At 23.3% G+C, this 24674-nt stretch carries 27 protein-coding genes and 2 tRNA genes; 23 read left to right on the forward strand and 6 right to left on the reverse strand.

The window, feature by feature from the left end; genetic code table 11:
- Positions 1-15 precede the first annotated feature (15 nt).
- From DM817_RS00090 to DM817_RS00145, 12 genes are all read left to right on the forward strand, one after another.
- On the forward strand, positions 16-2292 hold the full coding sequence (locus tag DM817_RS00090; protein ID WP_113738534.1) for an aconitate hydratase: 2277 nt from the start codon (positions 16-18) through the stop codon (positions 2290-2292).
- Entirely contained in the window at positions 2289-2507 is a 219-nt protein-coding gene (yidD, locus tag DM817_RS00095; RefSeq protein WP_113738057.1) for a membrane protein insertion efficiency factor YidD, read from the forward strand. The genes DM817_RS00090 and yidD overlap by 4 nt, the downstream gene beginning before the upstream one ends.
- Positions 2508-2512: 5 nt before the next feature.
- A complete protein-coding gene (lgt, locus tag DM817_RS00100) occupies positions 2513-3382 on the forward strand; it encodes a prolipoprotein diacylglyceryl transferase (protein WP_113738058.1) in 870 nt (289 codons plus the stop codon).
- Positions 3379-3903, forward strand: coding sequence for a DUF192 domain-containing protein (locus tag DM817_RS00105; RefSeq protein WP_113738059.1), 525 nt, complete (start codon positions 3379-3381; stop codon positions 3901-3903). Before lgt ends, DM817_RS00105 begins: the two co-directional genes overlap by 4 nt.
- A gap of 40 nt (positions 3904-3943) precedes the next feature.
- Entirely contained in the window at positions 3944-4273 is a 330-nt protein-coding gene (locus DM817_RS00110) for a HesB/IscA family protein (protein ID WP_113738060.1), read from the forward strand.
- A gap of 21 nt (positions 4274-4294) precedes the next feature.
- Positions 4295-5737, forward strand: coding sequence for a Fe-S cluster assembly protein SufB (sufB, locus tag DM817_RS00115; RefSeq protein WP_113738061.1), 1443 nt, complete (start codon positions 4295-4297; stop codon positions 5735-5737).
- A 25-nt stretch (positions 5738-5762) separates the two neighbouring features.
- Positions 5763-6533, forward strand: coding sequence for a Fe-S cluster assembly ATPase SufC (sufC, locus tag DM817_RS00120; RefSeq protein ID WP_113738062.1), 771 nt, complete (start codon positions 5763-5765; stop codon positions 6531-6533).
- A 10-nt stretch (positions 6534-6543) separates the two neighbouring features.
- Positions 6544-7842, forward strand: coding sequence for a Fe-S cluster assembly protein SufD (sufD, locus tag DM817_RS00125; RefSeq protein WP_113738063.1), 1299 nt, complete (start codon positions 6544-6546; stop codon positions 7840-7842).
- 3 nt (positions 7843-7845) lie between these two features.
- Positions 7846-9081 carry an aminotransferase class V-fold PLP-dependent enzyme gene (locus DM817_RS00130; protein WP_113738064.1) on the forward strand — a complete coding sequence of 412 codons (1236 nt, stop codon included), beginning with the start codon at positions 7846-7848 and terminating at the stop codon, positions 9079-9081.
- A 9-nt stretch (positions 9082-9090) separates the two neighbouring features.
- On the forward strand, positions 9091-9417 hold the full coding sequence (gene rplU, locus DM817_RS00135) for a 50S ribosomal protein L21 (protein ID WP_113738065.1): 327 nt from the start codon (positions 9091-9093) through the stop codon (positions 9415-9417).
- Between the two features lie 24 nt (positions 9418-9441).
- A complete protein-coding gene (gene rpmA, locus DM817_RS00140) occupies positions 9442-9696 on the forward strand; it encodes a 50S ribosomal protein L27 (RefSeq protein ID WP_113738066.1) in 255 nt (84 codons plus the stop codon).
- Between the two features lie 14 nt (positions 9697-9710).
- A tRNA-Arg gene (locus DM817_RS00145) sits at positions 9711-9784 on the forward strand.
- A 20-nt stretch (positions 9785-9804) separates the two neighbouring features.
- On the opposite strand, the gene DM817_RS00150 is transcribed toward DM817_RS00145, so the two are convergent.
- Positions 9805-9878, reverse strand: a tRNA-Ile gene (locus DM817_RS00150).
- 91 nt (positions 9879-9969) lie between these two features.
- Between DM817_RS00150 and DM817_RS00155 the strand changes: the two genes are divergently transcribed.
- Positions 9970-10293 (forward strand): ribosome-binding factor A, encoded by a 324-nt coding sequence (locus tag DM817_RS00155; RefSeq protein ID WP_113738067.1) that lies wholly within the window; start codon positions 9970-9972, stop codon positions 10291-10293.
- 6 nt (positions 10294-10299) lie between these two features.
- The gene (locus DM817_RS00160) at positions 10300-11499 is read left to right on the forward strand and encodes an ABC transporter permease (protein ID WP_113738068.1); all 1200 of its coding nucleotides are present in this window, start codon (positions 10300-10302) and stop codon (positions 11497-11499) included.
- On the opposite strand, the gene DM817_RS00165 is transcribed toward DM817_RS00160, so the two are convergent.
- Positions 11488-12411, reverse strand: a complete 924-nt coding sequence (locus tag DM817_RS00165; protein WP_113738069.1) for a ribonuclease Z — start codon at positions 12409-12411, stop codon at positions 11488-11490. The two genes, DM817_RS00160 and DM817_RS00165, sit on opposite strands and share 12 nt — an antisense overlap.
- 74 nt (positions 12412-12485) lie before the next feature.
- Positions 12486-13277 (reverse strand): CPBP family intramembrane glutamic endopeptidase, encoded by a 792-nt coding sequence (locus DM817_RS00170; RefSeq protein WP_113738070.1) that lies wholly within the window; start codon positions 13275-13277, stop codon positions 12486-12488.
- Between the two features lie 264 nt (positions 13278-13541).
- On the opposite strand from DM817_RS00170, the gene DM817_RS00175 reads away from it, so the two are divergent.
- Positions 13542-14720 carry a M14 family zinc carboxypeptidase gene (locus DM817_RS00175; RefSeq protein WP_113738071.1) on the forward strand — a complete coding sequence of 393 codons (1179 nt, stop codon included), beginning with the start codon at positions 13542-13544 and terminating at the stop codon, positions 14718-14720.
- Between the two features lie 8 nt (positions 14721-14728).
- Here DM817_RS00175 and rpmH read toward each other — a convergent pair whose 3' ends face one another.
- Both rpmH and DM817_RS00185 read right to left on the reverse strand, forming a co-directional pair.
- Complete coding sequence (rpmH, locus tag DM817_RS00180) at positions 14729-14878, reverse strand: 50S ribosomal protein L34 (protein ID WP_113738072.1); 150 nt, start codon at positions 14876-14878, stop codon at positions 14729-14731.
- A gap of 20 nt (positions 14879-14898) precedes the next feature.
- Complete coding sequence (locus DM817_RS00185) at positions 14899-15261, reverse strand: hypothetical protein (RefSeq protein ID WP_235610877.1); 363 nt, start codon at positions 15259-15261, stop codon at positions 14899-14901.
- Between the two features lie 118 nt (positions 15262-15379).
- Between DM817_RS00185 and fabZ the strand changes: the two genes are divergently transcribed.
- The 6 genes from fabZ to gap all read left to right on the forward strand — a co-directional run bounded on the left by fabZ (position 15380) and on the right by gap (position 21781).
- Complete coding sequence (fabZ, locus tag DM817_RS00190; RefSeq protein WP_113738074.1) at positions 15380-16654, forward strand: 3-hydroxyacyl-ACP dehydratase FabZ; 1275 nt, start codon at positions 15380-15382, stop codon at positions 16652-16654.
- Between the two features lie 49 nt (positions 16655-16703).
- Positions 16704-17288 carry an elongation factor P gene (locus DM817_RS00195; RefSeq protein ID WP_113738075.1) on the forward strand — a complete coding sequence of 195 codons (585 nt, stop codon included), beginning with the start codon at positions 16704-16706 and terminating at the stop codon, positions 17286-17288.
- 80 nt (positions 17289-17368) lie between these two features.
- Positions 17369-18256 carry a succinate--CoA ligase subunit alpha gene (sucD, locus tag DM817_RS00200; protein WP_113738076.1) on the forward strand — a complete coding sequence of 296 codons (888 nt, stop codon included), beginning with the start codon at positions 17369-17371 and terminating at the stop codon, positions 18254-18256.
- A 7-nt stretch (positions 18257-18263) separates the two neighbouring features.
- Entirely contained in the window at positions 18264-18827 is a 564-nt protein-coding gene (pth, locus tag DM817_RS00205) for an aminoacyl-tRNA hydrolase (protein WP_235610879.1), read from the forward strand.
- Positions 18828-18949: 122 nt separating this feature from the next.
- Positions 18950-20746 carry a translation elongation factor 4 gene (lepA, locus tag DM817_RS00210; protein WP_113738078.1) on the forward strand — a complete coding sequence of 599 codons (1797 nt, stop codon included), beginning with the start codon at positions 18950-18952 and terminating at the stop codon, positions 20744-20746.
- Between the two features lie 12 nt (positions 20747-20758).
- Entirely contained in the window at positions 20759-21781 is a 1023-nt protein-coding gene (gene gap / locus DM817_RS00215) for a type I glyceraldehyde-3-phosphate dehydrogenase (RefSeq protein ID WP_113738079.1), read from the forward strand.
- Here gap and DM817_RS00220 read toward each other — a convergent pair.
- Positions 21769-22200 carry a type I restriction enzyme HsdR N-terminal domain-containing protein gene (locus tag DM817_RS00220; RefSeq protein ID WP_113738080.1) on the reverse strand — a complete coding sequence of 144 codons (432 nt, stop codon included), beginning with the start codon at positions 22198-22200 and terminating at the stop codon, positions 21769-21771. The two genes, gap and DM817_RS00220, sit on opposite strands and share 13 nt — an antisense overlap.
- Before the next feature lie 29 nt (positions 22201-22229).
- Here DM817_RS00220 and trxB point away from each other — a divergent pair, with 29 nt between their 5' ends.
- Positions 22230-23168, forward strand: a complete 939-nt coding sequence (trxB, locus tag DM817_RS00225; RefSeq protein WP_113738081.1) for a thioredoxin-disulfide reductase — start codon at positions 22230-22232, stop codon at positions 23166-23168.
- A 30-nt stretch (positions 23169-23198) separates the two neighbouring features.
- A complete protein-coding gene (locus DM817_RS00230; protein WP_113738082.1) occupies positions 23199-24662 on the forward strand; it encodes a glycine--tRNA ligase in 1464 nt (487 codons plus the stop codon).
- The last annotated feature ends 12 nt before the right edge of the window (positions 24663-24674 follow it).

Here is a 24674-nt window from a genome sequence, read left to right on the forward strand (position 1 = left end):
AAAAAAAACAATATTATGATCTTGGATATTAAAATGATTCGAAGTTTTTATTCAAATTTAAAATTGAGAATTAATAAAATTCGAAATAAAATAGGTAGGCCTATGAACTATTCTGAAAAAATTCTATATTCTCATATTTCAAATAAAATAAATTTAGATAATCAAGATTTTAAGGATTCTTATTTAAATTTTTTTCCGGATCGTTTAGCTATGCAAGATGCTACAGCACAAATGACCATACTTCAATTTATGAAAACTGGAAAAAATAAAACAAAAATACCTACAACGGTGCATTGCGATCATCTTATAAAATCAGTAAATGGAGCAGAAGTAGATTTAAAGGAATCTATAATAGAAAACCAAGAAATTTATGATTTTTTGAAATCGGCATCCAATAAATATGGGATAGGATTTTGGACCCCTGGATCAGGAATTATTCATCAAATTATTTTAGAAAATTATGCTTTTCCTGGAGGAATGATGATTGGAACAGATTCTCATACTCCTAATGCTGGAGGATTAGGTATGTTAGCTATAGGAATAGGAGGAGCAGATGCAGTAGAGGTTATGTCTGGATCCTTTTTAGAATTAAAAATTCCTAAAATTATTGGAGTTTATTTAAAAGGGAATTTAAATGGATGGGCTTCTCCTAAAGATGTAATATTAAAATTATCTGGAATTTTAGGTGTTTCAGGAGCTAAAGGTTTTATTATTGAATATTTTGGAGATGGTATAGAAAGTATTTCATGTACAGGTAAGGCAACTATATGTAACATGGGTGCTGAAGTTGGAGCTACTTCTTCTTTATTCCCATATGATCCAAAAATGAGGATTTTTTTAGATCAAAGTGGAAGAAAAGAAATATCTGAAATGGCAGATGAATTAAGCCAATTTTTAAAATCAGATAGAGAAGTAAATAACAATCCATATCAATATTATGATAAAATAATAGAAATAGATTTAAATATATTAGAACCGCATATAAATGGACCATTTACTCCTGATCGTGCTATTCCAATTTCTAAAATGAAAGAAGAAGTGATAAAAAATAATTGGCCTATTAAAATAGAAGTAGGATTAATCGGATCTTGTACAAATTCTTCTTATGAAGATCTATCAAAATCCATTTCTATTATTAAACAAGCAAAAAAAAAAAGATTAAAAATTTCTTCTGAATTTTTAATAACTCCAGGATCTGAAAAAGTATATCGTTTAATAAAAGAACAAGGATTTATTTCTATTTTTCATAAAATAGGTGCAAAAATTTTTTCTAATTCTTGTGGTCCTTGCATTGGACAATGGGGTAGAAAAAAAAATCATAAAAAAAGAAAAAATACAATTATTCATTCTTTTAATAGAAATTTTTCATCCCGTAATGATGGAAATCCAAAAACACATGCTTTTATAGCATCTCCGGAAATTGTTACTGCCTTAATTTTTTCCGGATATTTAACTTTTGATCCTCGAACAGATAAATTAAAAAATGAAATAGGAGAATATATAAAATTTGAAGAACCAAAATCTATAGATCTTCCTATTTGTAAAAATTTTAATTTAAAAACCTTAGGATACGAAAATCCAGAAAAAAATGGAAAAAATATATCTGTATATATAAATCCAAAATCAAAAAGAATACAAGAATTATCTGAATTTCCTTTTTGGAATAGAAAAAATTTATTAAATATTAGACTTTTAATAAAAGTAAAAGGAAAATGTACCACAGACCATATTTCTATGGCAGGACCATGGCTTAAATACAGAGGTCATCTTGAGAAAATTTCTGAAAATTTATTAATTGGAGCTGTTAATGCTTTTAATAATAAAATGAATAAAATAAAAAATATTTTTACAGGAAATTATGGAACAGTTCCCGATACTGCTAAATTTTATAAATTAAAAAAAATTCCAACTTTAATTGTTGGAGATGAAAATTATGGAGAAGGCTCTTCAAGAGAACATGCTGCTATGGAACCTCGTTTTTTAGGAGTCCGTATAGTTCTTGTAAAATCTTTTTCCAGAATACATGAAACTAATTTAAAAAAACAAGGAATTTTAGCTTTAACTTTTTTGAATTCTTCCGATTATTATAAAATTAAAGAAGAGGATATTTTTCATTTCTATATAAAAGATTTGCGTCCTAAAAAAAATATTGATGTAGAATTGATTCATAATAATGGAAAAATAGAGAAAATAAAAGTACAACATTCTTATAATAAAAGACAAATTCAATGGTTTATATTTGGCTCTTTTTTAAATTTTATTCGAGAAAAAAATAAAAATAATTTTATATGAATATTATCCATATTTTTTTATTAAAAAGTATTCGAATTTATCAAATAGTAATATCTCCCTGGATAGGAAAACATTGTAGATATATACCAACTTGTTCTGATTATATGATTCAATCTTTAATAAAATATAGCTTTTTTAAAGCAATTTTAATGAGTTTGAAAAGAATTTTTAGATGTTATCCATGGGGTAATTCAGGATACGATCCTATAAAATAAAAATTATGTTAAAATATATTAATTGGGATCCTATCCATAAATTTATTTTATGGAAAGGGGTTTCTATACATGTTTATAGTTTAATGTTTTTTCTATCTTTTGTAATAGGATGGTATATTATGAAATATATTTATAAAATAGAAAAAATTAATCAAAAGTATTTAGATACTTTATTGGTATATACAGTTTTAGGAACTATTATAGGAGCGAGATTAGGACAGATATTTTTTTATGATTTTTCATATTTTTCAGATCATTGGATAGAAGCTTTTTTTCCTGTAAAAGAAAACTATTCTCAATTAGGAATCATCAAAGGTTATGAATTTATTGGTTATAGAGGATTATCTAGTCATGGAGCTACTATAGGAATTATTTTATCTATTTTTTTTTATAGTAAAAAAATACTTAAAAAATCCTTTTTTTGGTTATGTGATAGATTATGTATTGTAGCTACATTATCTGCAGTTTTTATAAGAATTGGTAATTTTTTCAATTCTGAAATTGTAGGAATTCCATGCAATTCTTCTTTACCTTGGTCCGTTAAATTTTTACAAATGGATACAGGATATGGAGAAATAGTTCCTAGACATCCAACTCAAATATATGAATCTATTATTTATTTTTTACTTTTTTTATTTTTATATTCTTTATATAGAAAAAAAAATATTAGAAATATTACTGGATATATATCTGGAATTTTTTTTATTTTACTTTGGTCTTCTCGGTTTTTATTAGAATTTATTAAAGAACCACAAGGAGATGAAATCATAAATATGTACTCTCTAAATACGGGGCAATGGCTTAGTATACCATGCATTATTTTTGGAATATTTATTCTTTATTTTTCTAGAAAAAATAAAAGTTTTTTTTCATGAAAAAAACAAAAATTTTATTTTTATTTATTTTATTTTTTCTTTTTTCTGCTTCTGAAAAAAGTGAAAATGAAGAATCCTTATTTTTTTATGTAGGAGATCAATTAGAAATTGAATTTTTAAAACATGGAGAATTGTATATGAAAAATGAAAATTTTTTTATAAAAAAAATTGATGTAGAATTAGCCAATAAAGCTATAGAAATAAAAAATGGATTAATGTATAGATCTTTTTTAAAAGAAAATAGAGGAATGTTATTTTTATTAACCAATAAAGAAGATATTCATCAAATAAATATGAAAAATATGCGAATTCCTTTAGATATTATTTATATTGATTATTTTAATACCATTGTTTTGATCAATAAATATGTTTATCCTATGAATAGAATAGAAAAAATTAATGAAATTAATATTCCTAGAATAAAATATATTTTGGAAATTAATGCTGGTATGGCAGATAAGTGGGGTATACAACAAGGAAAAACAAAAATTTTTTTAACAAATACAAATAATAAATATTGAATATTATTTAACTTTAAAAATTTAAAATTTTATAATCATTATGGTTTTTATATCTGATCAAGCTAAAAATAAATTGATTTCCATTATGAAAGAAGAAGGACTCTATAATGATCTTTCTTTCGTCAGATTTGGTGTTAAAAACGGAGGATGTTCTGGTTTATCTTATGAACTTACTTTTGATAAAAAAAAGAAAAAAGAAGATAAACTTTTTAAATATGAAGGAATGAAAATATTAGTAGATGAAAATAGTTTCCCTTATTTAGTTGGAATAACATTAGAATATTCAGGGGGATTGAATGGAAAAGGATTTTACTTTAAAAATCCTAATGCTAAACATACTTGTGGATGCGGAAAAAGTTTTTCATCTTAATCTGAGTTATATTCCTATTATATGAAAAAAAGAAATAAAGTATTGGATAATTTTACTAGTTCTGATTATGAGTATAAATATGGATTTTATACTCCAATAGAATCGGATAAAATTCCAGCAGGATTAAATGAAAATATTATTCGAAAAATATCAGAAAAAAAGGAAGAACCAATATGGATGTTAAATTGGAGATTAGAATCCTATTCTATATGGAAAAAAATGAAAGAGCCAAATTGGGCAAATATAAAATATAAAAAACCAAATTTTCAAGAAATAAGTTATTATTCATCCCCCAAAAAAAAAATAGATCTAAATAATTTAGATCAAATGGATCCAGAATTATTAGATACATTTAATAAATTAGGAGTTCCTATAAAAAAAAATATTTCTAAAATTGCGACAGATATAGTCTTAGATTCCGTTTCTTTGGTTACTACATTTCAAAAAAAATTGGAGGATTATGGAATTATATTTTGTTCTATTAATGATGCTTTAAAAAAATTTCCAGATCTTGTAAAAAAATATTTAGGTTCTGTAGTTTCAAAAAAAGATAATTTTTATGCAGCTCTTAATTCAGCTGTATTTTCAGATGGATCTTTTTGTTATGTTCCAAAAGGAATTCGATGTCCTATGGAATTGTCTACATACTTTCGTATTAACGAAAATGGAACTGGTCAATTTGAAAGAACTTTAATTATTGCAGATAAAGAATCTTATGTTAGTTATTTAGAAGGATGTACTGCACCAAAAAGAAAAGAAAATCAATTACACGCTGCTGTAGTAGAAATTATTGCTTTGGAGAATTCTGAAATTAAATACTCTACTGTTCAAAATTGGTACCCTGGTAATAAAGAAGGTATAGGTGGTGTTTTCAATTTTGTAACAAAACGTGGATTATGTGAAAAAAAAGCTAAAATATCTTGGATACAAGTAGAAATGGGGTCTTCTATTACTTGGAAATATCCATCTTGTATTCTAAAAGGGGATTCTTCTATTGGGGAATTTTATTCTTTAGCCTTAACCAAAGATTTTCAACAAGCGGATACAGGGACGAAGATGATTCATCTTGGAAAAGATACGAAAAGTGTAATTATATCAAAGGGGATATCTTCTGGAAAATCTAAAAATAATTATAGGGGTTTAGTGAAAATTTCTTCTAAAGCTATAAAATCACGTAATTATTCTCAATGTGATTCTTTATTAATAGGAAATCAATGTCAAGCACATACTTTTCCATACATAAATGTCTATAATTCTAATTCTCAAGTAGAACATGAAGCGACTACTTCAAAAATTGGAGAAGATCAGATTTTTTATTGTAATCAACGAGGAATTGATACAGAAAGAGCAATTTTTCTTATTATAAATGGTTTTAGTAATGAAGTTTTAAAGAAATTACCAATGGAATTTGCAGTGGAAGCTCAAAATCTTTTGGAAATTTCTTTAGAGGGATCTATTGGATAACAGAAAAAATATTTTAAAAAATTATATGTTGGTTATCAACAATTTACATGTTTCTATAGAAAATAAAAAAATTCTTAAGGGAATTGATTTGAAAATTAATTCAGGAGAAATTCATGTAATTATGGGTCCTAATGGTTCTGGAAAAAGTACATTAGCTTCTGTTATTGCAGGTAAAAAAGAATATAATATCATTAAAGGAAATATTTATTTTCAGAATCAAAATTTATTAAATTTTTCTCCAGAAGAACGTGCACATTTGGGTATTTTTTTATCTTTTCAACATCCAGTAGAAATACCTGGAATTTCTGTAATTAATTTTATTAAAACAGCTATTAATGAATCTCGTAAAGCAAGAGGATTGGATAAAATGCCCGCTAAAGAAATACTTTTTAAAATGAAAGAAAAATCTGTACTTTTAAATGTTGAAAAAAATTTTTTTTATCGATCATTGAATGAAGGATTTTCAGGAGGAGAAAAAAAACGAAATGAAATATTTCAAATGTCTATGTTGGATCCATTATTATCTGTTTTAGATGAAGTAGATTCAGGATTAGATATAGATGCATTACGTATTGTTTCAAATGGAATTAATACGTTAAAAAATAATCAAAATTCTATTTTAATTATTACTCATTATAAGAGATTATTAGATTATTTATTTTCAGATTATATAATACATATTTTATATGATGGAAAAATAATTAAATCTGGAAATAAACAATTAGCTGATAAATTAGAAAAAAAAGGATATAATTGGATTATAAATGAAAATAAAGAAAATTATTTATCTAATTAATTAGATTCTAATGTTATTAAAAGATAGAATTATCTCATCATTTTCAGAATTAAATTTTAGTAAAAAGGATCCCTATTTATCTAAATTACGATATCAATCAATCAACTTTTTTAAGAAAAATGGATTCCCATCTTCTGAAAATGAAGAATGGAGAGAGACGGATATAAATTCAATTATTAATCAAGACTATAAGATTTTTTCAAAAAAAAACAAAAATTTAGAATATCATAAAATCGAAAAAATGGTTTTTCTAAAAGAAAAAAATTCTTTTCTTCTTATTTTTATTGATGGAAAATATAATTCTTATCTATCCCATAAATATAATAATAAAATAAAAAATATTATTTTATCCAATATTTATTCACAAAAAGAAGAAAAAATTAAAAAATTTTATGGTAAGCTATTACGTAAATATGATGCTTTTAATAGTTTAAATACTATTTTTTCAAATGATGGAGGATATATTTATATTCCTAATAATGTTTATTTAAAAACTCCTATAGAAATATTACATATTTATACAGGAGTAGAATCAAAAATTCTATTAAATCCAAGAAATTTAATTATAGTAGGTAAATCATCTAAGGTAAAAATTATTGAACATCATAAATCTTTAAAAAGACATTTATTATTGATCAATTCTGTTAGTGAAATTTATGCATTTGATAATAGTGAAATAGAATATTATAAAATTCAAGATGATATCAAAGGATATAATTTGATAGATAATACTTTTATTCAACAAAAATTATATAGTAAATGTTCAATTCATACTTTTTCTTTTCAAGGAAATTTTATCAGAAATAATCTAAATTTTTATTCTACCGGAGAAAATACTTCTTCTTCATTGTATGGAATTTCTCTTTTATCAGGAAAACAATTGATAGATCATCATACATTAATAGATCACTTATATTCAAATTCTCATAGTTTTCAATTATATAAAAGTATTTTATTAGAAAAATCTAAAAGTATTTTTAATGGAAAAATACTTGTTGAAAAAGGAATAAAAGGAATTAATGCTTTTCAGAAAAGTAATAATATTCTTCTTTCTGATGAAGCTTGTATATATGCAAAACCTCAATTAGAAATATTTTCTAATGAAGTGAAATGTTCACATGGTTGTACTATTGGGAATTTTCATGAATCTGATTTATTTTATTTTCAATCAAGAGGAATTTCAGAAAAAGTAGGAAAGGTTTTATTATTACTTTCTATTTTAGAGGAAGTATTAAAACCTATTAATATTTTAAAATTGAAAAATATAGTTTCTAATAAAATAAAAAAAAAATTAGGCATATATTTATAGTATATGTTTTCAAAAAAAAAAATTCAAGAAATTCGAGATCAATTTCCCATTTTAAAAAAAAAAATTTATTCAAATTCTTTAGTTTATATAGATAACGCTGCTACTACTCAAAAACCTTTTCAAGTTATTAAAGCTTCTGAAATTTATTATTCTACTATAAATTCTAATGTTCATAGAGGATTACACTTCTTAAGTCAAGAATCTACTTTTTATGTAGAAAATGTAAGAAAAAAAATTCAAAAATTTATTCATGCAAAACATTCTTCAGAAATAATCTTTACAAAGGGGACTACAGAATCTATTAATTTAGTAGCTTATAGTATTAGTTTTTTGATAAAAAAAGGAGATGAAATTATTATTTCCTATCTTGAACACCATTCTAATATTGTACCATGGCAAATTCTTTGTTCAAAAAAAGAAGCTTTATTAAAAATAATACCCATTAATCAAGATGGATTATTACAATTAGAATATTTTAATTTTTTAATTTCAGAAAAAACGAAAATTGTAGCAATTAATCATGTATCCAATGTTTTAGGAATTATAAATCCTATAAAAAATATTATTGATAAATCTCATGAATATGGAGCTTTAGTTTTGATTGATGGTGCTCAAGTTCCATCTAGTTTAGATTTAGATGTTCAAGATTTAAATGCTGATTTTTATGTATTTTCCGCACATAAAATGTATGGACCTACTGGGATTGGAATTTTATATGGAAAGGAAAAAATATTAAATCATCTTTATCCTTATCAAACTGGAGGGGAAATGATTAATAAAGTAAGTTTTGATCAAACTACTTATTCTGATTTGCCATTTAAATTTGAAGCTGGAACTCCAAATATAGAAGGAATTATTGTATGGGGGGCAGCTATAGATTTTGTAGAAAAAATAGGAGTAGAAAATATCCAACATTATAAAGAAGAACTTTTAAGTTATGCTATAAAACTTTTAAGTAAAATAGATGGAATCCAATTATATGGAGGAAGTGATTTAAAAAAAAGATCTAGTATTATATCCTTTAATTTAAGTAAATTACATTGTTTTGATGTTGGTAGTATTTTAGATCGTTTTGGAATAGCGGTACGAACTGGTCATCTTTGTGCTCAACCTTTAATGAATTTTTTTAATGTAAATGGAATGATTCGTGCTAGTTTTTCTATATATAATACTTTTGAAGAAATAGATTATTTATTTGATAGTATTTTAAAAGCAAAAAAATTTTTATTAAAGCATTAAAAATTATATATGATATACGCAATTGTAAATATTTTAGGAAATCAATTTAAACTTATTGAAAATAAATTCGTTTATATTCCTCGTTTTTCTTCTATGAATTTAGGAGAAAAAATATGGATTAATCAAGTTTTTCTATTTTCTAAAAATGGATTTACAAAAATAGGAAATCCATTTTTAGAAAATATAAGTATTCAAGTAGAAATTTTACAACATTTAAAAGGAAATAAAATAATTGTATTCAAAAAAAAAAAGAGAAAAGGATATAAAGTAAAAAATGGATTTAGACCATTTTTTACAAAAATTAAAGTGATTTCTTTTTCAGAAATTGAAAAATAAAAATATAAAAAATTTTAATTTAAAATGGCTCATAAAAAAGGTTCAGGAAGTTCTAGAAATGGTCGTGATTCAGAAGGTCGAAGATTAGGAATAAAAATATATGGAAATCAATTTGCTAAATCAGGAAATATTATTGTTCGTCAACGTGGGACAAAACATTATCCTGGAAGAAATGTAGGAATGGGTAAAGATCATACTTTATATGCTATCAAAACAGGATTTGTTATTTTTAAAAAAATAAAAAAAAACAAGTCTGTTGTATCTATTATATCAAAATAATGAAAATAAAATGAGGCTGGGTAGTTCAATAGGATAGAACAACAGTTTCCTAAACTGTAAGTTGTGGGTTCGAATCCCTCCCCGGTCACATAAAAAATAAAAAAATAATGGTCCCAGCTGGATTTGAACCAGCGACCTCCTGATTATGAGTCAGATGCTCTAACCAACTGAGCTATGGGACCTATAAATGCAATTTTACAAAAAATTCTTTATTGATTCAAAAAAAATATAATTTTTTTTTTAGTAAATTTAAGTTATAAAAATTTTAGAATAATGGATTCCATTAAAAATAAAAAAATATCTTCAATATTTTATACGGAAATAGCAGAAATACTTCATCAAGAATTTAATAATGAAAATAGAGAAGGATTTTTAATTACTTTGACTAAAGTTTGTATGAATCCCGATATGACTTTTATAAAAGGGTATATATCTATATATCCTTTTATCAAGGAAAATATTTTTAAAAAAATTAGATCAAAATCTGGATTTTATAGAAAATTATTATCTAAGAAACTTAGATATCGTGTAAAAAAAGTTCCCAAATTGGATTTTCGTTTAGAAAATTCTTTTTCAAAAAAACATTTTATTGAATAATTTTTATTGAATCCTTCTTGTTATATAGCTATACGTTATTTTTTTTCTAAAAAAAAAACTAATATTGTTAATATTATTATTTTTTTATCTATTTTATCTCTTAGTATATCTACATTTTCTCTATCTTCTATTTTATCTGTTTTCTCAGGTGTAAAAAATTTAAATATTAAATTTTATCAAAATAATTATCCGGATATAGTTATTTCTTCTTGGAAAAAAGAAAATATTTTCATAAATGATAAAATATTAAAAGAAAAAATGAAATCTATAAAAGGAATCTTTTCTTTTTCTAAAACTATGGAAAAAAAAGTGTATTTATATTATCAAAATAATAAATATTTTTTTCATTTAAAAGGAGTAGATTCTGAATATGGAAAAGTTATGAACAATTTTAAAAAAATTGTTTTTATAAATAAATCATTTTATAAAAAATTGAATATATATATAGGAATATCTTCTTTTTTACCTTTTTTTTCATTATTGTTTTTTGATAAAATAGAAAAAAATCCTACAAAAATTATTTGTTTTTTTTTTGATAAAAAAAAAACAAATAATACCCCATTAATTATACAAAAAAAAGTAAAAATAAAAGGATTATTTCATTTTAATCAAGAAGTAGATAATCAATATTTATTTTGCGATATTTCCGAAATTCAAAAATTAATTAAAAAAAAAACTTTTCATTTTCTAGAAATAAAAATTCATAAAAATGAAAATGTAAATAATATCAAAAATCTTTTAAAAAAAAAATTTGGATCTAAATTCATGATACAAACACGTATAGAAAAAGAAAAATCTTTTTCCAAAATTATTAATACGGAAAAAATATTTATCTATTTTTTATTATTTTTAATAAGTTTAATTGCTGGTTTTAATTTAATTAGTGCTATTTTCATATTACAATTAGATAAAAAAGAAAATATTTTTATATTATGGAGTTTTGGTTATTCTTTATATAAAATTAAAAAAATTTTTTTCTATATAGGTTTCATTATTACTTTTTCTGGATGGTTTTTAGGGATATGTATATCATATATTATATCTATTTTACAAGAAAAATATCATATTTTTAAAATTGGAGGAAAACTTCCTTTTCCAGTAAAATTTACAATAGAAGATTTTTTTATGACGACATGTATAATTTTAACAATAGGTATAATGATATCTTTTTTTTCATCTAAAAGAATGAATTATTTATTGATCTAAATAGTATTTTTTTAAAGGTTCTGATGCTACTACATTATAAAAAATTTTTTTTGCTTCTTTCTCGAAATCTTTAATATTTGGAAATCTATTAGAATAGTGCCCTAGTATTAATTTTTTTACTTTAGCTTTTTTTGCTATACAAGCAGCTTGGTTAGCTGTTGAATGACCTGTATTAATAGCTCTTATTTCTTCTGTTTTTAAAAAAGTTGATTCATGATATAATAAATCTATATACTTTATATGATCAATAATAGGAGAATAGTAGGAAGTATCTGAACAAAAAGCATAAGATAATATTTTAGGAGGATCAAATGTTAGTTGACAATTTGGAATTATTTTTCCTTCATTAGTTTTAAAATTTTTTCCAATTTTCAAGTCCTTATAATGTACGATATTGATATCAGGAATTTTTTTTATTTCTTCCATATTTAATTTTCTATTACTAAGTTTTTCTTTAAAAAGAAATCCATTAGTGTAAATTCTATGTTTTAATGGAATAGTATAAACTTCTATTTTTTCATTTTCCATTATTTTTTCTAATTTATTAGAGGATAATTCTATGTAATCTATACAATATTTTATTCGTGTATAAGACCATTTAAAATGAGTATTGATAATATCTTTTAATCCTTTTGGAGCGTAAATATTTACCGATTTTTCTCTTCCTAATAAATGAAAAGTAGAAAGTAATCCAATTAGTCCAAAAAAATGATCTCCATGTAAATGAGATATGAATATATGTATTATGTTATTAAATTTTATTTTTGCTTTTCTTAATTGAACTTGTGTACCTTCTCCACAATCAATAAGAAAAATAGATCCTTTCATTTCTAATATTTGAGCTGTTGGATAAAATTTTTTAGTTGGAATTGATGAATGACACCCTAAAATAGTTAATGAAGATTTTTTCATTAATAATAATATTGATGATAATTAATTCATGAATTTTATCATATTTTTAAAATATATGATTTTATAATTTTTTTTCATGTTTTTTTTCTTTTCTTAAAAAGAAAAATACAACCAACAGTTGTAATTAAACTAATAATCAAGATTAATAAAAAATTAAAACTTTTCTGTTTTGAAAAAATCTCTTCATTTTTAATGAAAAAAAACATGGTAAATAAAGCGAAAGCATTGTTAAATATATGTAATAAAATACAGTCTATTATGGAAGTTGTCGTAAAATAAATAAATCCTATAAAACTTCCAATAAAAATACCCCCTACAAATTGCCATGGATTCATGTGAGTTAATCCAAATAAAAAAGAAGAAAATAGAATAGCTTTAATTGGATGTATTTTATTTTTTAACATTCCATTTAAAATAATTCCTCTAAAAAGTACTTCTTCACATATAGGAGCTAATAATACAGTTGTAGAGAAAAAAGGAATTGGATTTTTTACTTCTTCCTTAAAAAAATCTTCAATTTCTTTATACATATTTCCTAATAATGGTCCGTCTTTTGGAACAAATGAAGAGATGTAATCATTCAATATAATTATACAAAACATTACACAAAAAAGAACTAAATAAATATACCATGGAGATATTTTAAATGATAATTCTATAATAAGATTTTTCTTTTGTGCTTGATAAGAAACAAAAATAAATAAAAAAATAAATGGAATTGTATACGATATAGAAAATATCATACTTTCAGGTAAATTTATAGTGATCAATAATTTCCTAAAAATTATATTGAAAAAATTTAAAAAAGTAAATGATAAAATTAATAGAAAAGCTTCAGTATAACTTATTTTAAAATAATTCTTCATAAAAAATAAAATTTCGTTCAATTCCTCAAATTCCTTTCTAGGAATTATGTAATATTATATACATTTTTTTGACGAAAATCTAGTATTTTTGATAGTTAATAAAATTTGATAATTCATTATATATATTTAATGAATATTGTTTGAATTTGAATTCAATCATTTTTTAATTGTATTTTTTTAATAAACAAAAAAATGAAAGTTAAAACAATTTTTTTAAAAAAAGAGGGTATAATTTATTCAAAATAAAAAATAATAAAATCTATTATGTTATATTTTGATATAAATACTTTATTTAGATCTTATAATTCTCTTATTAAGGATAAAACTATAACATCTTCTAGAATTTTTAAATATTCTAAATTATTAAAAATGGTTAAGAAATACGAGAATATATATTCTGTTAAACCTGTAGGATTTTCCATAGAGAAAAGAATAATTTTTAAATTTCAATGGGGAGAAGGAAATTTGAAAATTTTTATTTGGTCCCAAATGCATGGTAATGAAACTACAGGAACAAAAGCTATGTTTGATATTTTTCATTTTTTTTCAAAAGAAAAAAATCATGATTTAGTTAGATTTTTAAGGAAAAAATTAACCATTTTATTTATCCCTATGTTAAATCCTGATGGTTCTGAAAAATTTCAAAGAAGAAATTCTGTAAATATTGATTTAAATAGAGATGCAATTCGTTTACAATCTCCAGAAATTAAAATATTATTTTATGAAATAAAGAAGAATAATCCTCATATTTTATTTAATTTACATGATCAAAAAAGTATTTATAATATTGGAGATAAATATTTCAATCCATCTATTTTATCATTTTTATCTCCTTCATTAGAAGGAGATAAAAAAATAACTTTTAAAATAAAAAAATCTATGGGACTAATTTCTTCTATTGAAAAAAAAATGAGAGGAATATTACCCAGTATAGGATCTATAGGTCGATTTTCTGATAAAATATATCCTACAGCTACTGGAGATAATTTTCAAAAATTAGGTTATCCTTCTATTCTTTTTGAAGCCGGATGGTACCCTAAAGATCATCAAAAAGAGATAATTAGAAAATATAATACTTTTTCTATTCTTTTAGGTTTTTATTTTCTTTCTACTAATAAAATAAATATTGAAAAAGAATATAAATCTTATTTTTCTATTCCTGAAAATAAAAAAAATTTATTCGATAAAATTTATAGAAAAGTTCAAATAAAAAAAGGTAAATATCAATTTTTAGTTGATATAGGAATGAGGACTATAGAAAAATTTGATCCTATCCGAAAAAATATCAATTTGATTTCAAAGATTGTTGATATAGGAGATTTATCTAATTTTTTTGCATATGAAGATACTATTTTGAATGGAAAAAATTTTTATATAAAAAGAAAAAAAAAAGGTAAAAATTTTCCAGAAATTGGAGATCAAGACATATTTTATTTTTTTTAAATTTAAATTCATTTTTTAAAATTAGAAACTGTTAATTTTTTTCTATTTTTTTTTCTTCTTCTAGATAAAAGATTACGACCATTTTTTGTATTCATTCGTTTTATAAATCCATGAATATTAACTTTTTTTCTATTAGAAGGTTGGTAAGTTCTTTTCATAAAGAATTAAAATATTTATTTTATATAATTTTTTTTATAATAATTTTTTCTAATTTTTCTTCTATTATAAATATATTTTTTTTATTTTTTTCTATAATTTCAATATGATAAATTAAGGGAAAAGGTTTTTCTTTAAAAATCTTTTTTTGAAAAAAAATTTTTCCTTTTTTTAAAATTTTTGATTTTATAAAAAAAGGATTGCATAATATAGAGTTTTTTTTACATTTTTGTATATTATTTTTATTTACTTCAATTATTATTTTTTTATTTTTTATATTATTATTCAATATTTTTCGATGATAAGAAGTAGAATAATTATAGGAATAATATAAAATTATAACACCAATAATAAAACCTGTTAAAAAAAAATACAAACGCCTCATGAAATTCATAGTCAATAATAATTTACTAAAATTATTTCAATAAATGTGATAAAAATTAGTGATAAAAAACTAACAATGTTAGAGAGTAATATTCCCCCTTAATAATATTAATTAATTTATGTTGGATAAACAAAAAACCATTGCAAAAAAAATTTCTTTGCAAGGAATAGGGTTATATACTGAAAAAAAAGTTACTATTACTTTTAAACCAGCTCCAGAAAATACAGGATTTATTTTTGTTAGAACAGATATAAAAGGGAACCCTTATATGAAGGCAAATCTATCCTTTCTATTAATAAATGAAACAGAAAACGGTCTTATTTTAGAAAATAATGGATTGAAAATCCGTACGAGTGAACATGTACTTGCAGCTTTGACTGGAATGGATTTAGATAATGTTATTATAGAATTAGATAATATTGAATTTCCTATAATGGATGGATCTTCAAAATATTTTGTAGAAGCTATTGAAAAAGTTGGAATTATAGAACAAAATGTAGAAAGAAAATATTATTCAATAAAAGAAATTATATCTTATGAAGATTCAAAAACAGGAGGAGAAATTATTGCTTTACCTTCTAAAAAATTTGAAATAGTAATCTTGATGGATTTTGATTCAAAATTTATTGATACACAAAATGCTATATTAAAAAATTTAAATCAATTTAAGAAAAAAATAGCAAGTTCAAAAACTTTTTGTTTTCTTCATGAAAAAGAAAATAAAATTGTGAATAAAAAAAATTTACATTTTTTAAATTATACTTCTAACGAAATTGCTAAACATTATCTTTTAGATATTATTGGTGATTTAACTTTAATAGGAGTTAAATTAAAAGGAAAAATAATAGCTTATAAACCATGTCATTATATAAATATACAATTTGCAAAAAGATTAATAAAAAAAATTCAAATATTCAAAAAAAAAGATATTCCTAAATTTGATTTAACTAAAAATCCTCTGTTTGATATAAAAAGTATTATGAGAATTTTACCTCATAAACCTCCATTTCTTTTAGTAGATAAAATTATTGAATTAACAGAAAATTATGTAATAGGAGTAAAAAATGTAACTATGAATGAACCTTTTTTTATGGGCCATTTTCCTAAAGAACCAATAATGCCTGGAGTTTTACAAATAGAAGCTATAGCACAAGTAGGTGGAATTTTAGTTTTAAACAAATTAAAAAATCCAGAATCTTATTCTACATATTTTTTAAAAATAGATAAAGTTAAATTTAAACAAAAAGTAGTTCCTGGAGATTTACTAGTTTTTCAAGTAGATTTATTAGAGCCTATAAGAAGAGGAATTGTTCATATGAAAGGGAAAGGATATGTAAATAAAAAACTGGTAGTTGAAGCAGAAGTATTGGCAAAAATAATGAAAATTGATTGATTTTTTTTATAATTAATAAAAATTTTTTACATATTTAATTTTTAATAAAATGTATACAAATATTAGAAAAGGATTATATATATTACATAATAAGGATATATACAAAATAATCGATTTTCTTCATGTAAAACCAGGAAAAGGATATGCTTTTATAAAAAATAAATTAAAAAATATTATAACAGGTCATATTTTAGAAAATAATTTTTCAGATAAGTATAAAATAAAAAAAGAAAAAATAGAAACCGAATCATATCGATATTTATATAGATTTGAAAATTTATTTCATTTTATGAATACAAAAAGTTATGATCAAATACAAATTGAAAAAAAATTAATGAAAAATATAAAATTTTTAAAAGAAGGTATAGAGTTTACTATTTTTTTTCATTTCAAAAATAAAAATAATAAAATTATTTTTTTTATAAAAAATTCTCCTACTATTATTTTAAAAGTTAAATATACAGAATCTGTAAAAAAAGGATATACTATTAATAAAGATAGTAAAATTGCTATTTTAGAAACAAAAACTAAACTTTTAATCCCATCATTTATAAATTCTGGAGAATATATTAAAATTAATACGGATAGTAAATCTTATATAGAAAGAGTTAGAAAATTAGAAAATAATCAATAAAATATATATTTTTTTTATTGAATAGTTAGTAAGTAGTAAGTAAATTTAAAAAAATATATTAGAATATCAGATAAATAATTATGAGTATCTTGATAGATAAGAACATTCGAGTTATTGTACAAGGGTTAACTGGAAAAGAAGGTTTATTTCATACTGAAAGGATGATAAATTATGGAACAACTGTAGTTGGAGGGGTCACTCCTGGTAAAGGAGGGAAAATTTATTTAGGAGTTCCTATTTTTAATACTATGTATGAGGCAGTTAATAATACTGGTGGAAATGTAAGTGTCATTTTTGTTCCTTCTTTATTTGCTTCAGATGCTATTATGGAAGCAATTAGTATGAATATTAAAGTAATTGTATGCATTACTGAAGGAATTCCAGTTTTAGATATGATCCGAGTAAAACATTTTTTAAAAGGTAAAAAATCACGATTAATTGGTCCAAATTGTCCTGGAATTATTTCTCCGAAAAAATCAAAAGTTGGAATTATGCCTAATTTAGTTTTTAATAAAAAAGGAGGAGTAGGTATTATATCTAGATCTGGTACCCTTACTTATGAAGCTGCAGATCAAATAGTAAAATATGGATATGGAATTTCTACGGCTATTGGGATAGGAGGTGATCCTATTATTGGAATGAATATACAAGAAATTATAGAGTTATTTTTGAAAGATGATGAGACGGAATGCATTGTTATGATTGGAGAAATAGGTGGAAAATTAGAAATTGATGCTGCAGAATGGATAAAAAAATCAAAAAATAAAAAACCAATAATAGGATTTATAGCAGGTCAAACAGCTCCTAAAGGACGTACAATGGGTCATGCTGGGGCTATTATAGGAAAGACATCAGAAACTGCAAAAGTGAAAATGAATATTATGAAAAAATGTGGAATACATATTGTTTTATCTCTTGCATATATAGGAATGAAGGTGAATGAAGTTCTTCATGATCATGAAAAATAATGTAAATATGGATAAATTTTTAATAATTGGATTAGGGAATCCAGGTAGTTTATATCAAAAAACAAGACATAATTTAGGTTATTTTATTTTAGATAAAATATCAGAAAAATATTTATTTTCTTTTTCTAAAAAAAAATTAGGGTTTCTTTCAGAATTCATTTTTTATGAAAAACGAATATTTTTTCTAAAACCTTCTACTTACGTTAATGAAAGTGGTTTATCTGTTAAATATTGGATGAATAAAAAAAAAATACTATTAAAAAATATTCTTATAATATCTGATGATATTTATCTTAATTTTGGATATCTTCGTTTAAGAGGAAAAGGAGGAAATGGAGGACATAATGGATTAAAAAGTATTGAAAAAGAATTAAAAAGTTCTGATTATGCCCGTCTACGTTTTGGAATTAAAAATGATTTTTCTAAAAAAATAGATTATGTATTAGGAATTTGGAAAGAAAATGAATTAAAGGATATACTTAATAAATTAGAAATAAGTATGAATATCATATTTTCATTTATTTTAAATGGATTACAAAAAACAATGAATCTATTTAATAAAAAAAATTGATAATCATATCAAGATTATTACAATAATATATATATAAAAAAATATGAAGATATCGATTTTTATGGAATTGGTTTTAGTTTATTTAATATTATCATTATATAAAGTAAAATAATAAATTATGTATGCATAACATTCGGAATTTTTGTATCATTGCACATATAGATCATGGAAAAAGTACTTTAGCTGATCGGTTATTAGAATTTACAAAAACAGTTCCAGAAGGATATAGACATCAATTACTTGATGATATGGATTTAGAAAGAGAACGTGGTATTACTATTAAAAGTCATGCTATTCAAATGGAATACCAATATAATAATAAAGAGTATAAATTAAATTTAATAGATACTCCAGGACATGTAGATTTTTCCTATGAAGTATCACGTTCAATTGCAGCTTGTGAAGGAGCTTTATTAGTTGTTGATTGTACTAAAAGTGTACAAGCACAAACTATATCTAATCTTTATTTAGCATTAAAAAAAAATCTTGTAATTATTCCAATATTAAATAAAATTGACTTATCTAATTCAAGATCTGAAGATGTTATAGAAGAAATTATAGAACTAGTAAAATGTAAATCGGAAGATATTATTTCTGTTAGTGCTAAAAATGGATTTGGAATTAAGGAAGTTTTAGATAAAATTGTTACACATATTCCCTCTCCAAATGGGGATAAAATGGCTCCTTTACAGGCAATGATTTTTGATTCTTTTTATAATTCATTTACTGGAGTAATTGCTTATTTTAAAGTAAAAAATGGATTTATACAAAAGGGTCAAAAATTACGTTTTATGTCTACAAAAAAAATTTATTATGCTTATGAAATAGGTATTCTTAAATTAAAACGTATTTCTAAAAATAAGATTGAAGCAGGAGATGTAGGATATATCGTTTCTGGAATTAAGAATACATATGAAGTTAAAGTAGGAGATACGATCACTGATGCTAAAAAACCAGCTTTAAAATCTATTAGTGGATTTGAAGAAGTCAAACCTATGGTATTTGCTAGTGTTTATCCTGTAACTTCTGATAAGTATGAGGAATTACGTTCTGCTATGGAAAAATTACAATTGAATGATGCTTCTCTTACTTTTAGTTCTGAATCTTCACCTGCTTTAGGATTTGGATTTCATTGTGGTTTTTTAGGTGTACTTCATATGGAAGTTGTTAAAGAACGTCTTGAACGTGAATATGGAATTACCGTAATCATTACTATTCCTAATGTTTCTTATAGAGTTTTTATGAAAAAAAAATCGAATCAGGTTTTTATTATTGTAAATAATCCTTCAGATTTTCCAGAAATGGAAAAAATAAAAAAAATAGAGGAACCTTATGTTTTAGTTTCTGTTCTTACTAAAGAAAATTTCATAGGTAATGTGATATCTTTATGTATAGGAAAAAGAGGAAATATGATTGGAGATAAACATTATTTAACTTCTAGTAGAATTAAAGTTAAATTTGAAATTCCTTTATCTGAAATAATATTTGATTTTTATGATAAATTAAAAATAATATCTAAAGGATATGCTAGTTTTGATTACTATTTTTTAGATTATAGAAATTCTGATTTAAAAAAAATTACTGTATTAATTAATCATCAAAAAGTAGATGCATTATCTCTTTTAGTACATAAAGAAAAAGCTTTTTTTATAGCAAGAAAAATATGTAAAGAGTTGGCAATTTTGATTCCAAAACATCAATTTAGTATACCTATTCAAGTTTCTATTTCTGGAAAAATAATTGCCAGAGAGACTATTAAATCTCTAAGAAAAAATGTAACTGCTAAATGTTATGGAGGGGATATTTCTAGAAAAAGAAAACTTTTGGAAAAACAGAAAAAAGGAAAGAAAAAAATGCGTCAGATAGGAAAAGTAGAAATTCCTTCATCTACTTTTGTAAATTTTTTAAAAATTAATTAAAAATTTTTCAATATGGCCAAAATTAAAATAGGAATAAATGGTTTAGGAAGGATAGGGAAATTGGTTTTAATATCTGCTTTAAATAAAAATGATATTGAAGTAATATCCGTAAATGATTTGGTTCCAATAGAATATTTAGCTTATATATTAAAATACGATTCCGTTCATGGTCCTTTTAAAGGAAACATTCGTATAGAAAATAATAATTATTTAATTTTAAATGAAAAAAGAATAAAAGTAACTAATGAAAAAAATCCTGAAAATTTAAAATGGGGAAATTTAGGGGTAAATTATGTTGTTGAATCTACGGGTCTTTTTTTAACGAAAAAATTAGCTGAAATACATTTGAAATCAGGAGCTAAAAAAGTAGTATTATCGGCTCCTCCAAAGGAAGATGATATTCCTATGTATGTTATGGGAGTTAATCATGATACTATTAACTCCAATCAAGATATTATATCTAATGCTTCTTGTACTACTAATTGTTTAGCTCCAATTGTTAAGGTGTTGAATGATAATTTTGGGGTATTGGAAGGATTGATGACTACAATACATGCTTCAACTGCAACTCAAAAAATTGTAGATTCTGTTTCATATAAAGATTGGAGAGGTGGAAGATCATCCTTAATTAATATGATTCCATCATCTACTGGAGCTGCAAATGCGGTTGGAAAAATTATACCTAGTCTAAACGGAAAATTAACAGGAATGGCTTTTAGAGTTCCTATATCAGATGTATCTGTATTAGATTTAACTGTTCGTTTAAGGATGCGTACTACTTATGATTGTATTAAACATTGCATAAAAAAAGAATCTGAAACTAAATTAAAGGGAATTTTAGGATATACTGAAGAAGAAGTAGTATCTACAGATTTTATAGGAGATAAAAGAATTTCTATTTTTGATGCTAGTTCAAGTATTATGTTAAATCCTACTTTTATAAAAATAGTTTCATGGTATGATAATGAAGTGGGGTATTCTACTAAATTAATAGATCTTATTCATTATATGGGTTATCGTGATTATGGAATATAATTTAAAAATGAAAAATTTTTATTATATTTATTCGTTTTAAAAACGAAATTTTTTATACCATTACTGATCATTAGATATGGAGCTTGGATATTTTTATTATATTGAGAGATTTGATCGAAAATTTTTTGTGTTAATAAAATATTAGGTGCTTTACATTCAATAAGTATATGTGGTTTTTTATTTAAATGAACTAAAATATCTAATCTTTTATTTAATTTATTAATATGAAAAGGGTGTTCTACCCATATATCAGAATTTTTATAATTTTTTATTTTTTTTAGTAAAAAAATTATATATTGACGAATTACTTCTTCCTTAGTAAAGGAATAAAATTTTTTTCGAATTACACAAGATATATAAGTTTTATTCTTTGTTTTTTTTAAATGTAAATGATTGAAAAAAAAATCAAAAAAATACATATATATTCAATATAAAAAAAATATTTTTTATGTCAAAAAAAATAATGAATTGTGTAATTATTGGATCTGGGCCTGCTGGATATTCAGCCGCTATATATGCCGCTCGTGCAGATTTAAATCCTACCCTTTTTTTAGGATTTCAACCCGGTGGTCAATTAACATCCACTACCGATGTAGATAATTATCCTGGATTTCCAATAGGAATTAGTGGAAATGAACTCATGGAAAATTGTAAAAAACAAGCATTACGTTTCAATACTTTTATTATTCATAAAACTATTACTGAAGTATATTTATCTCATCAAAAAGGTGGGGTACATTTGATTAATGTAGAAAATAAAGAAAATATAGAAAGTAAAGGTATTATTATAGCTACAGGTTCCCGTCCTAAATTTTTGGGGATAGATAAAGAAAAAAAATTTATAGGACTTGGAGTTTCTTTTTGTGCTACTTGTGATGGTTTTTTTCATAAAGGAAAAGATGTAGCCGTTGTAGGAGGAGGTGATACTGCTTTAGAAGAAGCTAGCTATTTATCCAAAATTTGTAAAAATGTATATTTATTTGTTAGAAAAAATTATTTTAGAGCATCTAAAGCATTACAAAATCGGATTTTAACAAAAAAAAATATAAATATTTTTTTTTGTTATCAAATTATAGAAATTGTTGGAGATCGGTTTTTAGAAGGGATTAAAATAATGAATAATAAAGATCAAACTACTAGAATCCTTTTTATTAGTGGTCTATTTATATCTATAGGTCATACTCCTAATACAGAATTATTTAAAAATCAACTTAATCTAGATAAAAATGGTTATATTATTGTAGAAAAAGGGAGGACTTCTACGAATAAACCAGGTGTATTTGCTGCAGGAGATGTTCAAGATCCTATATATCGTCAAGCTATTACTTCAGCTGGAACTGGATGTATGGCCGCTTTAGATTTGGAAAGGTATTTATATTTGTATTAATAATTTAATATTTTTCATTTTTTTTGATTCATGAAAGATAACTATCATTTTTTCCATTTTTTAATTTCTCATGCCAAAAATTATGGTTTTGTTTTTCCCTCTAGTGAAATTTATGGAGGATTACATGCTATTTATGATTATGGACAATATGGAATAGAATTAAAAAATAATATTAAAGAATATTGGTGGAAGTCTATGACTCAACTTAATGAAAATATAGTTGGTATAGATACTTCTATACTTATGAATTCTGATGTTTGGAAAGCTTCTGGACATATTGAAAAATTTAATGATTTTTTAATTGACAATAAGGATTCTAAAAAAAGATATTGTCCGGAGGTATTAATTAGAGAATATGTTAATTTAATGGATAATAAAAATAAAGGTCATTTAGTAAATATTCCTAAAGAAAAAATATTATTTCGAATGTATCAATCCTTAAAAAAAAAGGATTTATTAGATATTCGTGTTTTAATTGATGAATTAAATATACCTGATCCTATATGTGGATCTCATAATTGGACAAATATTCGTTTATTTAATATGATGTTTAAAATTGAAGAAGAAAAAGGAAATTTATTATATCTACGTCCGGAAACTGCTCAGGGAATATTTTCTAATTTTTTAAATATAAAAAATTCTAGTAGGATGAAAATTCCTTTTGGAATTGCTCAAATAGGAAAATCATTTCGTAATGAAATTATTGCTAGAAAATTTATTTTTCGTATGCGTGAATTTGAACAAATGGAAATGCAATTTTTTATTTTTCCTGAAGAAGAAATGAAATGGTATGAATATTGGAAGAAAAATAGGTTAAAATGGCATTTAGAATTAAATTTAGGAAATCAAAAATATCAAATACGTGATCATGATCAACTTGCACATTATGCTAGTGTCGGATCAGATATAGAATTTAATTTTCCTTTTGGATTTAAAGAAATAGAAGGGATCCATTCCCGAAGAGATTTCGATTTAAAACAACATGAGGTTTTTTCCAAAAAAAAATTAAGAATTTTTGGAAAAAAAAAGAATTTTGGAAATTATATTCCTTATGTAATAGAAACATCCCTGGGATTAGATCGTCTTTTTTTAGCTATATTTTCTTCTTCTCTTAAAAAAGAAAAATTAGAAAATGGGAATGAACGTATTGTACTAAAATTTCCTCCTTATTTATCTCCTATAAAAGCAGCTGTATTTCCATTAGTTTTAAAAGATGGATTACCAGAAATTGCAAAACGAATATTTAATAATCTTAAAATGGATTATCAAATAATTTATGATCAAAAAAAATCTATTGGCAAACTTTATCGAAGACAAGATGCTATTGGTACTCCTCTTTGTTTTACTATAGATTATGATACTATAAAAACAAATACAGTAACTATGAGAGATAGAGATTCTATGAAACAAAAAAGAGTTCATATAAAAAATATTTCTAAAATTATAGAATATAAAACTGGAATACGAAAAATTTTAAAAAAATTATCAATATAATATATTAATTTA

It is taken from the genome of Blattabacterium clevelandi (assembly GCF_003268615.1).
Lineage (GTDB): Bacteria > Bacteroidota > Bacteroidia > Flavobacteriales > Blattabacteriaceae > Blattabacterium > Blattabacterium clevelandi.

Coding starts and splice junctions, on each gene's coding strand:
- DM817_RS00090 (WP_113738534.1), top strand. CDS start 16: ATGATCTTGGATATTAAAATGATTCGAAGTTTTTATTCAAATTTAAAA.
- yidD (WP_113738057.1), top strand. CDS start 2,289: ATGAATATTATCCATATTTTTTTATTAAAAAGTATTCGAATTTATCAA.
- lgt (WP_113738058.1), top strand. CDS start 2,513: ATGTTAAAATATATTAATTGGGATCCTATCCATAAATTTATTTTATGG.
- DM817_RS00105 (WP_113738059.1), top strand. CDS start 3,379: ATGAAAAAAACAAAAATTTTATTTTTATTTATTTTATTTTTTCTTTTT.
- DM817_RS00110 (WP_113738060.1), top strand. CDS start 3,944: ATGGTTTTTATATCTGATCAAGCTAAAAATAAATTGATTTCCATTATG.
- sufB (WP_113738061.1), top strand. CDS start 4,295: ATGAAAAAAAGAAATAAAGTATTGGATAATTTTACTAGTTCTGATTAT.
- sufC (WP_113738062.1), top strand. CDS start 5,763: ATGTTGGTTATCAACAATTTACATGTTTCTATAGAAAATAAAAAAATT.
- sufD (WP_113738063.1), top strand. CDS start 6,544: ATGTTATTAAAAGATAGAATTATCTCATCATTTTCAGAATTAAATTTT.
- DM817_RS00130 (WP_113738064.1), top strand. CDS start 7,846: ATGTTTTCAAAAAAAAAAATTCAAGAAATTCGAGATCAATTTCCCATT.
- rplU (WP_113738065.1), top strand. CDS start 9,091: ATGATATACGCAATTGTAAATATTTTAGGAAATCAATTTAAACTTATT.
- rpmA (WP_113738066.1), top strand. CDS start 9,442: ATGGCTCATAAAAAAGGTTCAGGAAGTTCTAGAAATGGTCGTGATTCA.
- DM817_RS00155 (WP_113738067.1), top strand. CDS start 9,970: ATGGATTCCATTAAAAATAAAAAAATATCTTCAATATTTTATACGGAA.
- DM817_RS00165 (WP_113738069.1), bottom strand. CDS start 12,411: ATGAAAAAATCTTCATTAACTATTTTAGGGTGTCATTCATCAATTCCA.
- DM817_RS00170 (WP_113738070.1), bottom strand. CDS start 13,277: ATGAAGAATTATTTTAAAATAAGTTATACTGAAGCTTTTCTATTAATT.
- DM817_RS00175 (WP_113738071.1), top strand. CDS start 13,542: ATGTTATATTTTGATATAAATACTTTATTTAGATCTTATAATTCTCTT.
- rpmH (WP_113738072.1), bottom strand. CDS start 14,878: ATGAAAAGAACTTACCAACCTTCTAATAGAAAAAAAGTTAATATTCAT.
- DM817_RS00185 (WP_235610877.1), bottom strand. CDS start 15,261: ATGAGGCGTTTGTATTTTTTTTTAACAGGTTTTATTATTGGTGTTATA.
- fabZ (WP_113738074.1), top strand. CDS start 15,380: ATGTTGGATAAACAAAAAACCATTGCAAAAAAAATTTCTTTGCAAGGA.
- DM817_RS00195 (WP_113738075.1), top strand. CDS start 16,704: ATGTATACAAATATTAGAAAAGGATTATATATATTACATAATAAGGAT.
- sucD (WP_113738076.1), top strand. CDS start 17,369: ATGAGTATCTTGATAGATAAGAACATTCGAGTTATTGTACAAGGGTTA.
- pth (WP_235610879.1), top strand. CDS start 18,264: ATGGATAAATTTTTAATAATTGGATTAGGGAATCCAGGTAGTTTATAT.
- lepA (WP_113738078.1), top strand. CDS start 18,950: ATGCATAACATTCGGAATTTTTGTATCATTGCACATATAGATCATGGA.
- gap (WP_113738079.1), top strand. CDS start 20,759: ATGGCCAAAATTAAAATAGGAATAAATGGTTTAGGAAGGATAGGGAAA.
- DM817_RS00220 (WP_113738080.1), bottom strand. CDS start 22,200: ATGTATTTTTTTGATTTTTTTTTCAATCATTTACATTTAAAAAAAACA.
- trxB (WP_113738081.1), top strand. CDS start 22,230: ATGTCAAAAAAAATAATGAATTGTGTAATTATTGGATCTGGGCCTGCT.
- DM817_RS00230 (WP_113738082.1), top strand. CDS start 23,199: ATGAAAGATAACTATCATTTTTTCCATTTTTTAATTTCTCATGCCAAA.